Annotated in this window: 11 protein-coding genes; all 11 read left to right on the plus strand. The window is 47.3% G+C overall.

Going from position 1 to position 12,624, the window contains the following annotated elements; all coding sequences use genetic code 11:
- Nucleotides 1–81: 81 nt before the first annotated feature.
- Nucleotides 82–1,908, plus strand: a complete 1,827-nt coding sequence (locus ABN764_RS11025; protein ID WP_446671896.1) for an adenine deaminase — start codon at nucleotides 82–84, stop codon at nucleotides 1,906–1,908.
- 319 nt (nucleotides 1,909–2,227) lie between these two features.
- On the plus strand, nucleotides 2,228–3,070 hold the full coding sequence (locus tag ABN764_RS11030) for a MerR family transcriptional regulator (protein WP_446671897.1): 843 nt from the start codon (nucleotides 2,228–2,230) through the stop codon (nucleotides 3,068–3,070).
- Between the two features lie 96 nt (nucleotides 3,071–3,166).
- Nucleotides 3,167–4,195 carry an NAD(P)H-dependent amine dehydrogenase family protein gene (locus ABN764_RS11035; RefSeq protein ID WP_446671898.1) on the plus strand — a complete coding sequence of 343 codons (1,029 nt, stop codon included), beginning with the start codon at nucleotides 3,167–3,169 and terminating at the stop codon, nucleotides 4,193–4,195.
- A 196-nt stretch (nucleotides 4,196–4,391) separates the two neighbouring features.
- On the plus strand, nucleotides 4,392–5,252 hold the full coding sequence (locus tag ABN764_RS11040; RefSeq protein ID WP_021254307.1) for a MurR/RpiR family transcriptional regulator: 861 nt from the start codon (nucleotides 4,392–4,394) through the stop codon (nucleotides 5,250–5,252).
- 195 nt (nucleotides 5,253–5,447) lie between these two features.
- Entirely contained in the window at nucleotides 5,448–6,362 is a 915-nt protein-coding gene (gene murQ / locus ABN764_RS11045) for an N-acetylmuramic acid 6-phosphate etherase (RefSeq protein WP_446671899.1), read from the plus strand.
- A 34-nt stretch (nucleotides 6,363–6,396) separates the two neighbouring features.
- The gene (locus ABN764_RS11050; protein WP_065291381.1) at nucleotides 6,397–7,824 is read left to right on the plus strand and encodes an ABC transporter substrate-binding protein; all 1,428 of its coding nucleotides are present in this window, start codon (nucleotides 6,397–6,399) and stop codon (nucleotides 7,822–7,824) included.
- A gap of 89 nt (nucleotides 7,825–7,913) precedes the next feature.
- Nucleotides 7,914–8,816 carry a carbohydrate ABC transporter permease gene (locus ABN764_RS11055; protein WP_044353459.1) on the plus strand — a complete coding sequence of 301 codons (903 nt, stop codon included), beginning with the start codon at nucleotides 7,914–7,916 and terminating at the stop codon, nucleotides 8,814–8,816.
- A 20-nt stretch (nucleotides 8,817–8,836) separates the two neighbouring features.
- Nucleotides 8,837–9,697, plus strand: coding sequence for a carbohydrate ABC transporter permease (locus ABN764_RS11060; protein ID WP_174809722.1), 861 nt, complete (start codon nucleotides 8,837–8,839; stop codon nucleotides 9,695–9,697).
- Between the two features lie 70 nt (nucleotides 9,698–9,767).
- A complete protein-coding gene (locus ABN764_RS11065; RefSeq protein ID WP_446671900.1) occupies nucleotides 9,768–10,736 on the plus strand; it encodes a GNAT family N-acetyltransferase in 969 nt (322 codons plus the stop codon).
- 2 nt (nucleotides 10,737–10,738) lie between these two features.
- Nucleotides 10,739–11,443: a PIG-L deacetylase family protein gene (locus tag ABN764_RS11070; protein ID WP_021254418.1), complete on the plus strand. Its 705-nt coding sequence runs from the start codon at nucleotides 10,739–10,741 to the stop codon at nucleotides 11,441–11,443.
- Between the two features lie 37 nt (nucleotides 11,444–11,480).
- Complete coding sequence (locus ABN764_RS11075; protein WP_446671901.1) at nucleotides 11,481–12,623, plus strand: exo-beta-N-acetylmuramidase NamZ family protein; 1,143 nt, start codon at nucleotides 11,481–11,483, stop codon at nucleotides 12,621–12,623.
- Nucleotide 12,624 lies beyond the last annotated feature (1 nt).

Genomic DNA, 12,624 nt, shown 5'->3' on the forward strand with positions numbered 1-12,624 from the left:
AGAATATTTTCCCAATCACCTATAATGGGAGGATGGCATCATGTATAACCATATTTTTCTTACAAAGGAGACATCGACATAATGGGATCCGCATCACTCTTTGCAAGACCGCATCTAGCAGAATGCGTGCCTGACCTCGTAGCAACGGCAAGAGGAGATAAGAAAGCGACGCTTGTCATTCAGCATGCCAAGCTGGTCAATGTGACTTCTGGAGAAATATTGGACGATATGTCCATCGGTGTACAAGGTTCAAGGATTGCATTTGTAGGCAAGGATGCAAGTCATCTTATCGGAGACACGACGAAAGTTATTGATGCACAGGGCCGTTATGTAGCGCCCGGACTGCTTGACGGGCATTGCCATATTGAGAGCAGCCAGATTACGCCAACGCAATTTGCAAGAGCTGTATTGCCAAAAGGGACAACAGGCGGCTTTTTCGACGCGCATGAGATTACGAACGTTCTCGGACTTCCGGGATTGAAGCTTATGCTTGATGAAGCGAGAACGACTCCACTCGCCGCTTACATGCAGGTCGCTTCCTGCGTGCCTTCTACCGGCCCAGAGCTGGAGACGGCAGGCGCTTCGATTGGACCGGCCGAGGTAGCGGAAGCCTTTACGTGGGGCCCGGACATGATTGCCCTTGGCGAAGTCATGAACTTCCCGGGCGTCGTATTCGGCGATGACAAAATGATTGGGGAAATTCAAGCTGCCTTGCGCGCAGGCAGAGTAGCTGATGGACACTATACATGGCCTGTTCAAGACTGGCGATTGCCAGCATATGCCGCCAGCGGGATTACCGGTTGCCATGAAAGCGTGAATGCGGAGGATGTCATCGCACGCGTGCGGCTGGGCATGTATGCGAAAATGAGACGCGGTTCCGCATGGCATGACGTTGCGGAGTCAATCAAGGCCCATACTGAGCACAATATCGACTCGCGCCGCATGATACTCGTCACCGACGATCGGAGTCCAGAGTCGCTAGTAGATGAAGGACATATGGATTTCGTTGTACGCCATGCGATTGCGCAGGGAGTGCGTCCTGTGACGGCATTCCAGATGGCAACCATTAATACGGCAGAACGATTTGGCGTGGCGCGGGATGTAGGTTCGATTACGCCGGGTTCGTTCGCGGACATGATTATGCTGGACGGTCATATTTCCGACGTGAATGTAATCATGACGATTGCTGCCGGACAAGTAGTCGCCGAGCATGGTCAAATGGTCGTCGAACTTCCAAAGTTCCATTATCCCGAATCAGCGATTCGCTCCGTACACTTGGCTCGTCCGGTAAAGGCAGAAGACTTCGTGATTCAAGCGCCGATTACGGGAGGTGTTGCAACTGCTCGTTCGATTCAAGTGAGGGAGAATCATGTGGACACGAAGGAATTGCTTGTGTCTGTGCAGGTCGAAGACGGAATCGCATCATTACGAGATCAAGCGGATTTATGTAAATTAGCCGTGATCGAGCGCCACCGTGGTACGGGCAAGCAGGCAGTAGGCTTCGTATCCGGTGTAGGGTTCCAGGAACCGGCTGCGTTGGCTTCGACGGTGGCACATGATTGTCATAACGTCATGGTCATCGGCAACTCCGACGAGCTTATGGCGAAAGCAGCGAATGTCGTTGCCGATATGCAGGGCGGTATCGCGCTCGTTACCGAGACGGAAATCGTAACTTTGCCGTTGCCCGTTGCTGGCCTTATGTCGAATGCGTCGTTCGAGCAAGTGGCGGAACAGTCGAAGGCAGTTAGCGAAGCTTTGAACAAGGCAGGCTGCACGATGAACTATGCGTTCATGACTTTATCGCTGCTTGCGCTTGTTGTCGTTCCCGAGCTCCGTCTGTCGGATATCGGTCTCATCAAAACGACGGAACAAGGTTTTGTTCAGGTGCCATTGTTCGTGGAGCAATAAAATTAGCATTCATCTTCATATACAGTCATTTCAGTCAGGCGTCTTTCCAAGCGGAAAGCGCCTTTTTTATATAATCTTTTCTTATGAATTAGCGAATTAGAAAGGTGGAAACTGCATGCAGAGGCACTTGCAGCTGCTCCTTCTATCGTCGAACTATTTTTGCATACGTTGAAGGTGTGGGCATGAGGAGGATAAAGAAACGGAATGTCTTACGCTAACAACCAATGCTGTAACGGTAGAGATCGTAGAAGGACAATCGACATGATGAAGCGAAAAGGAAGAGATACGTTTAATAGCTTACTAGTTGAGGTGCACCGTCATGACGAAACTATCTATCGGCCGTATGGCCGAGCTGAATCATACCTCTGTACAAACACTTCGGTATTATGACAAGCTCGGTCTCTTGAAGCCTGAGTTTATTGAAGAAAGCACAGGTTATCGGTATTATGCAATCAAGCAGTGCGCAAGATTGGACATGATCAACTATATGAAGTATCTGGGAATGTCCTTGGACAGCATCAAGGCATGGCTCGATCATGAAGAGGTCGAATCGATTCCTGCAATGCTGCGGAAGCAGGCGGCGCTAATTGAGCAGAAAATGAATGAACTGGAGCAGATGAGGAGAGCAGTTAATGTAAGCATCAACAATTATGAAACGTATATCCAAGCGCCCAAAGACGGATATATTGTGCTGGAGCACATTCCTGCACGCAAAATCTTTTGCTATGACAGCGGCATCAATATCTATGAGAACACGTTGGAATCCTATGAGTATATATTGCGAGAGCTGCGAACACAGGCAATTGTGAATCACCTGCCGATGGCATACTTCTGCAATGTCGGTTCAATGATACGCAAGGACAGGTTGAAGCGAGGTGAGTTCGTATCCACGGAAATATTTCTATTTGTCGATGATGACTTTGCTATGCAAGAGGGGGTTGAATGGATTCCCGAGCACGACTATTTGTGCATCTATTGCAGCAGTTTCTTCGATGAGCAGGAGTGCGCTAATAAGCTGCTCGCCTACGTTCGCGAGCTTGATTACGACATCATAGGCGATTACATTTGCGAAGTCGTAGTTGAACTGCCGGTATTTCATCATGAGGAGCGCAACATGTTCATGAAATTGCAGATTCCCGTACAAAAGGGATTGACTCTATAGTTGCTATAGAGTTTATGATGAGGACATAGGAGCTACAAGTATTTCAGATACATTAGATTGTGAAATTAATAACAATCCATTAAGGAGGCTGTCCACATGCGAGAAAAAATCAGAGTGATTCAATATGGCTGCGGGAAAATGGGAATTTACTTTTTGAGATATTTGTATGAAAAAGGGGCTGAAATCGTTGGTGCAGTCGATCTTAATCCGAACGTCGTCGGCAAGGACGTTGGCGAAGTAGCGGGACTCGGCGTGAAGCTGAACGTGCCAATTCGCTCGGATGCAGAGGAAGTATTCAAGGAGTGTGACGCGCAGGTGTGCATTATTGCGACGACGAGCTTGCTAAGCGATACGTATGCTGCATTCGAACTTGCTGCGCGCTATGGAGTGAACGCCGTCAGCACATGCGAAGAGGCCTTCTATCCATGGACTACTTCTCCGGCGCTGACGAACCGATTAGATCGGTTGGCGAAGGACAACAATTGCACGTTGACGGGATCTGGATATCAGGATGTATTCTGGGGCAGCTTGATCACGACATTGGCAGGGGCAACGCATCAGATTACGAGAATCGAAGGCATGTCCAGCTACAACGTGGAAGAGTACGGCATTGCACTAGCAGAGGTTCATGGTGCGGGATTGACGCTTGCGGAATTTGAAGAGAAGATTGCAAGCAACAATGACTTGCCTTCCTTCATGCGCAATGCCAATGAGTGGCTGTGCTCGCAGTTCGGCTGGACGATCAAGTCGATGGATCAGCAGTTGATTCCGATGACGCATGACAGAGATCTGTACTCGACGACACTCGGCAGAACGATTCCGGCCGGCGACGCGACGGGTATGTCCGCGGTCGTCACTACGGTAACCCATCAAGGCTCGGTCATCGTGACAGAATGCATCGGCAAAGTATATGCGGAGGATGAAGTAGATCATAATGACTGGATCATCAAGGGGGAGCCGAAGACAGAGGTTAAGATCTCGTGCCCGGCCACCGTAGAGCTTACCTGTGCAACGGTGGTCAATCGCATTCCGGATCTGCTGCAGTCACCAGCGGGCTTTTACACGACCGAGAAAATGCCTCCGGCACAATATCGCACCTATCCGCTCCATTATTACGTGAAATAATATAGATCGTGAACAAGGCAATGGCTGAAAAGCTGTTGCCTTTTTTTGTAACTATTCCCTGTATAATTTTTGGAAATTTTACAATTGTGCGATGAAAGTCATTGCATTCCGGCAAGATGCAAGCTAGAATAAAATATAATACCAAAATGATAGTTTTGTTTCGAAATAAAATTTCTTGGCGAGTAGGGATAGACATATGTCGATACATGATAATATTTTGATCAAAATCCGTGATATGAAGGATAGTCTTACGCCAGTAGAACGCATCGTTGCTGAGTACGTGCTCGCAAACTTGGAAGAGATTCCGCACTTGTCGATCAAGAACTTGGCGCAGCTGACGAAGACTAGCGATGCATCCGTGCTTCGCTTCTGCAAGACGATGGGCTATTCAGGCTACCGCAGCTTTATCGTCAGCATCTCCGCATCAATCGGATCGATGGATGACGAGCAGAAGGATCAGTATACAGACATTCAACCAGGGGATGATTTAGATACGATCATCTCTAATATTTCGCGCAACAATAGTAAATCCATCGAGGATACGCTCTGTGTCATTGACCGGAAAGAAATCGGCCGTGCCGTGCAGGTGCTGCGCGAGAGCAATCGGGTTGTGTTCTTCGGTATTGGCGCATCAGGGCTCGTTGCGATTGATGGGGAGCAGAAGTTCTCGCGTATCAACAAAATGTGCCATGCGTATACGGACGGGCATAGTCAGTTAACGGCGGCTACACTGCTCGATAAGGGCGATGTGGCGATCTTTGTCTCGAATTCAGGCGACACGATTGATATTCTGGATTCGTTGGAAATCGCCAAGAAAAATGGCGCCTGTATTATTGCGATAACGAAGTATACGAAAAGCGAGCTGGCGGATAATGCCGATATCGTGCTGAGCATATCCACGCCTGAGGTTACGATTCGCAGCGGTGCGATGGGCTCTCGTATCGCAATGCTAACGGTTATCGATATTCTTTTTGCAGGAGTAGCGAGTGCGGAATATAAGAATGTGAAGAAGTATTTGACGAAAACACATAATATTTTGGCCAGCAAGCATCGTTGATACGAAGGACAGATCAACATGGCAGACATCGGCAGGGCACGTGCGCCGGTGTCTTTTTTTGTTGAAAAATAAAAATAAAACAACAATAATTTATTTTATAATAAAATTTTATTTCAAAAACTGTTGACCATGATGACATTTAGGTCTAAGATGGATATATAAGCAAGTTATACAACACAGGATAGGAGGATGGCTATGGATGAGTATCTGGCGGGTCTAACGACAGAAGAAATCAATCCAGAGACATTAGTGATAGACGAGTGCACAACCGATCAGATGCTGCGCCTCATGAATGAGCAGGATTCAAAAGTTCCGCAAGCGGTTGCAGCAGAGATTCCGCAAATTGCCAAAGCGGTCGACACCCTGCACAATGCGCTCAAAAATGGCGGTAGAATGTTCTATGTCGGGGCTGGATCTTCCGGCAGACTCGGCGTCCTCGACGCTTCAGAATGTCCACCCACTTTCGGAACTGACCCTTCGCTAGTGCAAGGACATATCGCTGGGGGAGACACTGCACTGAGATGGGCCGTTGAAGGCTGCGAGGATGATGCAGAGGAGGGGATGGCATTAATCGAGAGATGCGGCGTGACGGACAAGGATGTGGTTGTTGGCATTACAGCGAGCGGAAGCGCACAATTCGTAATTGCTGCCTTGAGAAAGGCGCGGGAAATTGGTGCGGCGACGATCGGCGTAGTGAATAACAAGCAATCCAAACTAGAGGGCGTCTGCGATGTATGCATCTCACCTGTTGTAGGGCCGGAAGTCATTATGGGATCGACAAGATTGAAAGCGGGTACAGCCCAGAAGTTGGTACTGAATATGCTGACAACTTGCACAATGGTTAAACTTGGGAAGACCTATAATAACTTGATGGTTGACTTGAAAGCGAGTAATATCAAGTTGCGCGACCGTTCAGTTCGGATTATCCAAGCGGTTACAGGCGTTGATGCGAAGACTGCGACTAGCTATTTAGAAAGCGCTTCCATGAACTGCAAACTAGCCATCATGATGATTAAGACAGGACTTGACGCAGCTGAAGCGGAACGGGCATTAGAGCAGAGTGAAGGTAGTTTGAAAAAAGCAATTGGCACGTTTACAAAAGCGGTATAGAAATCATTCGATATCCTTGAGGGGGGCTTTATCAATGAGAAAAAAAATGCGTGTATTGGCGTCCATCTGTGCTTTTACCTTGGCAATTTCCTTGCTATCGGCTTGCGGAAGTTCCAATGATGCAAAATCCGGAGAACAGGCGAACGGAGGCAAAGGTGGAAAAGATACAATTACAGCTTTGTTGCCACCAGTATCCGGTAAGTTCCAAGATAACTTCAAGCAAATGGAGAAGGAATTTAGCGAGTTGTACCCTGACTTGACGCTGAAGATTGAGCCAGCAAGCTGGGAAGATGTGACGCAGAAGCTTGATACACAAGTTAACGCGGGCAGTCCGCCAGATATTGCATTCATCCCATCTGCAGGGATTCCAAAGTATATCCAGCAAGGCATGCTAATGGATATGACAGGTGTAGCAACGCCCGAAATGATTGCAGACTATGACAAAATTCCGCTTGAATACATGAAGAGTGGTAACGGACTTTACGGCTTCCCGGCATATATGGAAGTTCATGCCTTGGGCGGTAACAGAGAGTTCTTGGAGAAGGCAGGAATCGATTGGAAGAAAGTTCAGCAAGACGGCTGGACGTTTGATGAGTTCCGTGAGGCTGTGAAGAAGGGCGTCGTGAAGGAAGGCGACAAGACGTCCCGCTATGGCTTTGTATTCGCTACAGCAGGTGTAGCTTCCAAGGATTACTTGGGGATTCTGGTTAAAAATGCAGGCATGCCTGCATTCTTCGATAAAGACATGAAATACGCTTACACAAGCAAGAACTTCCTTGAAGTGTTGAAAGATATTCGTGTACTTATTGATGACGGCTCCATGCCGAAAGAACTTAGCTCTGTAGACGCTGGAAAACGTTGGAACATGTTCCTGACAGGGCAAACGATGATTACAGGTAAAGGTCTTGCTACTTTCGAAAACAATTCAAAAGAAAACAACGAAAAAATCGCGAAAAAAGACGGCAGCGAAGTAAAAGGCAGCATTCCGGTCGAATATACGGTGCTTCCGGTTCCAACCTTCTTGGGTCAAGAGCAGAAATCCGCAGTTGCAGTAGATGGTTATGTAACATTCCGTGGAAAGAATGAGCCAACGGCTGAGCATAAAGCGAACGTAGTAAAAGCTGCGTACTTCCTTGCAAGCGGTAAAGTAGCAGCAACAACGAACAATGATCTCTTTGCAGCGCACATTACGGAATCGGCTAGAAAAGAAGCAGAAAAAATGCCAATCGAAAGAGACGAGTTCAATGAAAAGGCTGTAGAAAAATTGCTTAGCCATGCAACTCCTGCACGTCCAGACATCCCAGCAGATCTGGCTGCAAAAGCAATTAAATTGGAAACAGAAGTGATAGTACCTAAGCTGCAAGCATTGATCGCAAATGAAATTACACCAGAGAAAATGTACGATGCTGTGAAAGAGGCAGCCATTGCAGCATTCGGTGAAGACGGAATTGTGAAGGACTAAGAAGAAGTCAGCTTCGGATAGCCGTATGATACGACGTACGGCTATCCGGAAATGTTTATGACATTGCGTATTGAAAGGGGTTTCGCATTATGGCCCAATTAGCTAAGCCGTTGAAGAAACGGAAAATTAGAGGAGATTCCGGTTGGGGATATGCGTTTATCGCGGTTGCATTGGTTGTATTCGCAGTCTTTACCGCATATCCGGTAGTAAGTGCCTTTATTATTAGTTTTCAGGATTATAAACCGCTAGGATCTACATGGGTAGGATTCGATAACTATATTTCTTCCTTTAAAGATCCGCTCTTTTGGAAGTCAATTAAGAATACGGTTGTGTATACGGTACTTACGGTTCCCGTTGCATTGATGATCTCGTTTGCGGTAGCCATTCTCATCTTGCCGCTCAGCAAGAAGCTACAGACGACGTTCAAGGCTGTTTACTATTTGCCTGCTGTTGCATCAGGCGTTGCCATGTCCGTTGTATGGCTGTGGATCTTCGATCCAATGGAATCCGGGATTATGAACCAGCTATTGGGGCTGTTCGGCATCAGCAATTTGAACTGGCTCGGATCAAGCGCGACTTCAATGTTCTCCTTGGTTCTGATGTCCTGGCTGGCAAGCCATGGTACAAGCATCATTATTTATTTGGCAGCATTGCTCGGTATTGATGATAGTTATTATGAGGCAGCAGAATTGGATGGCGCTTCTTTCCTGAAGAAGCTGTGGTACATTGTCATTCCTTGCTTGAAGCCAACTACGCTGTTCTTGTTGGTAACGGGTGTTATCGGCTCTTTCCAAGTATTCCAGAACGCTTATCTGATGACAGGCGGCGGCCCAGACAACTCGACAACAATGGTCGGATTGCTCATCTTTGACAACGCATTCAAATACTTTGAATTCGGTAAAGCTGCAGCGCAATCTCTCGTGTTGGCTGGAATTATCGCTATTATATCGTTCGCTCAGTTCAAATTTATGGGTAAAGACGTGGAGTACTAAGGAAAGGGGAGAAGCCAACGATGTCACTTTACAATCCGCATAATGGAAATCCGGCGGCTAAACATACGAGAAACGCTGCCATCATATTCATACTTTTACTATTTGCTTTGGCAACGATCTTCCCTATTTATTTTATGCTTATTTCTTCCTTTGGGGATCCCGTCGAAGCTGGGGCGATGAGCTACTCGCTCTTCCCAACCAAAATATCTTTTGAATCGTATAAATTCTTCTTTGATTACAGTGAATACTCACTGCGCTGGTTATTGAACTCATTATTTGTGGCGGCTGTTGTTACGGTATCAAACGTGTTCTTTGCAAGTATGGCTGGCTATGCCTTCTCCAAAATTAAGTTCAAAGGCAGAACAGCATTGTTTACATTGCTTCTCGTTGCGATGATGATTCCGTATCAGGTAACACAAGTGCCGTTGTACATCTTAATCGTTAACATTTTCCAAATCCAAAATACGTACAGCGCTTTGATTTTACCTGGTCTCGTTACTGTATATAATATCTTCCTTTCGAAGCAGTTCATGAGCAGTATTCCAAATGAGGTATTGGAATGTGCGAAGATTGAAGGTTGCAACCAGTTCCAAGTGTATTTCAAAATCATTTTGCCTTTGTCTAAAACAGTACTCGCGGTAATGGCGATCCTGACGTTTATGGATAGCTGGAATACGTTCTTCTGGCCATTCTTGGTTACCAATACGATGGATATGCAGACGATTCAGGTAGGCCTCAAAAACTTCAGATTTGCCAACACGACTTACTTTGCGCCGATGATGGCAGGGGCTACAATCTCAGCGTTGCCTATGTTTATTCTCTTCTTCAGCTTGCAGAAGTACTTCTTGCAAGGGGTAACCGTAGGTGCGGTGAAAGGCTAATAGTCCTGCAATCTAATCCTGAACCTTCATCGCTGCGATGAAGGTTTAATGTTTAATTGGAGGTCCTGCGATGCTTGTCAAATGGGACAACAAATATAGGGAAGACGTTATCGCATTATGGAATGAAGAGGCAGTTCGCGATGGATATAAAGAGCTTACAGCAGCGAGTTTCTATGACATATTTTGTTCTAACCCATACTTCGATTCGGAGAACACATTCGTTCTGCTTGATGATGAAGGCGGTGTGCAGGGCTTCGCTTGCGGCTGTACGGGAGATGATCTGCCGCTAGGTCATGATGCTGGATATATCACCTGCATCGTCTTGTCTCGGAATTACCGTACAGACGAGTACTATACACGAATGCTGGATGCAGTTGAGGGGCGTTTCCGTGAGCTTGGGAAGAAGCAGGCAGATATCCTGTTCTTCAATCCAATGATGCTTCCTTGGTATATTCCGAATACACCGCAGCATGAGCATAACAATGCGCCTGGGGTGCCTGTCGGAAGTGAATTCTATCATTATCTGCTGGAGTATGGCTACTTCGAGCGAGCGGTTCAACAAGCGATGTATTTGCCATTGGCTAGCTTCGAAGTTCCGGAGCAGATCGCGAACAAAGAATTGAAAGCGGCAGCAGATGGCTACGCGGTTGAATTGTACGACCTTAATCGTCATCGTGGGATTGAGTCGATGCTAGAGGAACTACACAACCCATTTTGGACCAGGGAGATTAAGCAAGCAGCTGCTAACGGTGTTCCCGTAGTGATTGCAGCCTATCAAGGAGAAGCAGTTGGCTTCGCAGGGCCGGTCATTCGCCAGCAGAGCGGTAGGGGATATTTTGCAGGCATTGGCGTGAGCCCGCAACATGAGGGACATGGACTTGGAACCATTTTGTTTTTCAAGCTTTGCGAAGCATTTCGCAGCATTGGAACGGAATATATGTCGTTGTTCACAGGCAGTACCAACCCTGCGCTTCGCATTTACGAGAAGGCAGGTTTCCAGACAGTCAAATCATTTTCAATTATGAGGAAGGAGTTGTAGGTATGAGCGAGCAGCGTCGAACGATTCTAGCAATTGGTGGACATGTGGGGGATATGGAGCTGACGGCAGGCGGTGTATTGGCAAGCCACGCACTCAAGGGCGACCGTATTGTCACTTTGGCTTTGACAGCAGGAGAACGTGGGGTTCCAGCCGGACAAGATATGGCGGAATATCGCGAGCAGAAGGTGAACGAAGCGAAGGCATTCGCGGAAATGCTCGGCGGTGAAGCGATCGTATTCGAAATCCCAGACGGGGAACTGAAGGATAATGAAGAAATGCGCTTGAGAGTTTGCGATGTCATTCGTCAGGTGCGTCCGAACATCATTATTACGCATTTCAAGAACAGCATGCACAAGGATCATATGACGACCCATCGCATTGTCAATGATGCACGCTTCTTCGCTGGGCTGGCATCGTTCGAGCGAGAACTCCCTGCATTCTTCGCTTCTACACTCTATTATGCAGAAAATTGGGAGGATGCAGTCGACTACAAGCCTTATGTGTACGTGGACTTCTCGCAAGAAGCTTACGACTTGTGGGTGAAGGCAGTGTCCTTACATTGGTTCGTAACGGGCAGCAAGTCATTCCCATATCTCGAATACTACAAGCACCTGGCTCGGGTCCGCGGTATTGAGGCACGGAAGCAATATGCGGAAACGTTCATGGTTCCAGCAGAGACAATGTGTGTTCGAAAATCAGAGTTGTAAAATTGGCAAGTGAGCGCGCACTTAGAGGGAGGCATCTATGATCCGCAACGGTATTGATTGTATTGGAGAATATACGGAGCTATTCAAAGGCAAGCGAATTGGACTCATTACGTCGCCGACCGGATTGAACAATCAATTCGAATCGACGATTCAAATTATGCATGACAACTTCAATCTTGTAGCGATGTTCTCACCGGAGCATGGCGTTCGTGGCGACTTAGCTGCAGGGGCACAGGTTGAGACTTACATCGATCCATTTACAGGCGTTCCAGTGTACAGCTTGTATCGCAAGGATTCCAAGCGACTCAGTCAAGAAATGCTGGATGAAGTGGATATGGTTGTATACGACATCCAAGATGTTGGCGCACGCTATTATACGTTTATTTATACGATGCTGTACGCGCTGGAAGATTGCGCGAAGGCAGGTAAGGAATTCGTTGTTCTGGATCGGATTAACCCACTTGATGGCATGACGGTTGAAGGGAATATCTTAAAACCAGGCTATCAATCCTTCGTCGGCAACTATCCATTAGCGGTTCGGTACGGTTTGACCGCAGGCGAGGTCGCTCTGATGGCGAACGAACAAATGGATTGGAACTGCAAGCTTCATGTCGCACGCTGTGATGGCTGGGAGCGGTCGATGCAGTTCACAGATACGGAGCGTCCTTGGGTTATGCCGTCTCTGGGATTGCCACGTTATGATTCAGCACTGTTGTACCCGGGGACTTGTGTATTCGAGGGAACGAATATATCAGAAGGCAGAGGAACGACAGCACCATTCGAAATGATAGGTGCACCGTTCATTGAGGCAGAGAAGCTGGCAGACGAGATGAATCGTCAGAAGCTGCCGGGCATTATATTCCGTCCAGTATACTTCAAGCCATCCTTCTCGAAGTTCGAAGGAGAGCAATGCGGCGGGGTGCAGATCCATGTGCTCGACAATCGCGCGGTGCAACCGTTTGAAGCGGGAGTTAAGCTTATGTTCACTATTAAGCGCAATTATGAGCAGTTCGCCTTCTTGCCGCCAGTGAAGGAGAATTCCAGACCTTTCATTGATTTGCTCTGCGGAGACAAGTTGTATCGTGAGGAATCTCTTGATGTAGAAGCGATGTTGGAGCAATTCCGTGAAGAGAGCAGAGAATTCAGAACCATGAAGCAGCAGTATCATTTGTATAAATAGA

The sequence above is a fragment of the Paenibacillus wuxiensis genome (assembly GCF_040195695.1).
In the GTDB taxonomy this organism is placed as follows: Bacteria; Bacillota; Bacilli; order Paenibacillales; family Paenibacillaceae; genus Paenibacillus_B; species Paenibacillus_B suaedae.

Excerpts from the sequence above, each read along its gene's own strand:
- ABN764_RS11060 (WP_174809722.1), top strand. The coding sequence starts at position 8,837 with ATGTCACTTTACAATCCGCATAATGGAAATCCGGCGGCTAAACATACG.
- ABN764_RS11055 (WP_044353459.1), top strand. The coding sequence starts at position 7,914 with ATGGCCCAATTAGCTAAGCCGTTGAAGAAACGGAAAATTAGAGGAGAT.
- ABN764_RS11040 (WP_021254307.1), top strand. The coding sequence starts at position 4,392 with ATGTCGATACATGATAATATTTTGATCAAAATCCGTGATATGAAGGAT.
- ABN764_RS11030 (WP_446671897.1), top strand. The coding sequence starts at position 2,228 with ATGACGAAACTATCTATCGGCCGTATGGCCGAGCTGAATCATACCTCT.
- ABN764_RS11075 (WP_446671901.1), top strand. The coding sequence starts at position 11,481 with ATGATCCGCAACGGTATTGATTGTATTGGAGAATATACGGAGCTATTC.
- ABN764_RS11035 (WP_446671898.1), top strand. The coding sequence starts at position 3,167 with ATGCGAGAAAAAATCAGAGTGATTCAATATGGCTGCGGGAAAATGGGA.
- ABN764_RS11025 (WP_446671896.1), top strand. The coding sequence starts at position 82 with ATGGGATCCGCATCACTCTTTGCAAGACCGCATCTAGCAGAATGCGTG.
- ABN764_RS11065 (WP_446671900.1), top strand. The coding sequence starts at position 9,768 with ATGCTTGTCAAATGGGACAACAAATATAGGGAAGACGTTATCGCATTA.
- ABN764_RS11070 (WP_021254418.1), top strand. The coding sequence starts at position 10,739 with ATGAGCGAGCAGCGTCGAACGATTCTAGCAATTGGTGGACATGTGGGG.
- ABN764_RS11050 (WP_065291381.1), top strand. The coding sequence starts at position 6,397 with ATGAGAAAAAAAATGCGTGTATTGGCGTCCATCTGTGCTTTTACCTTG.
- murQ (WP_446671899.1), top strand. The coding sequence starts at position 5,448 with ATGGATGAGTATCTGGCGGGTCTAACGACAGAAGAAATCAATCCAGAG.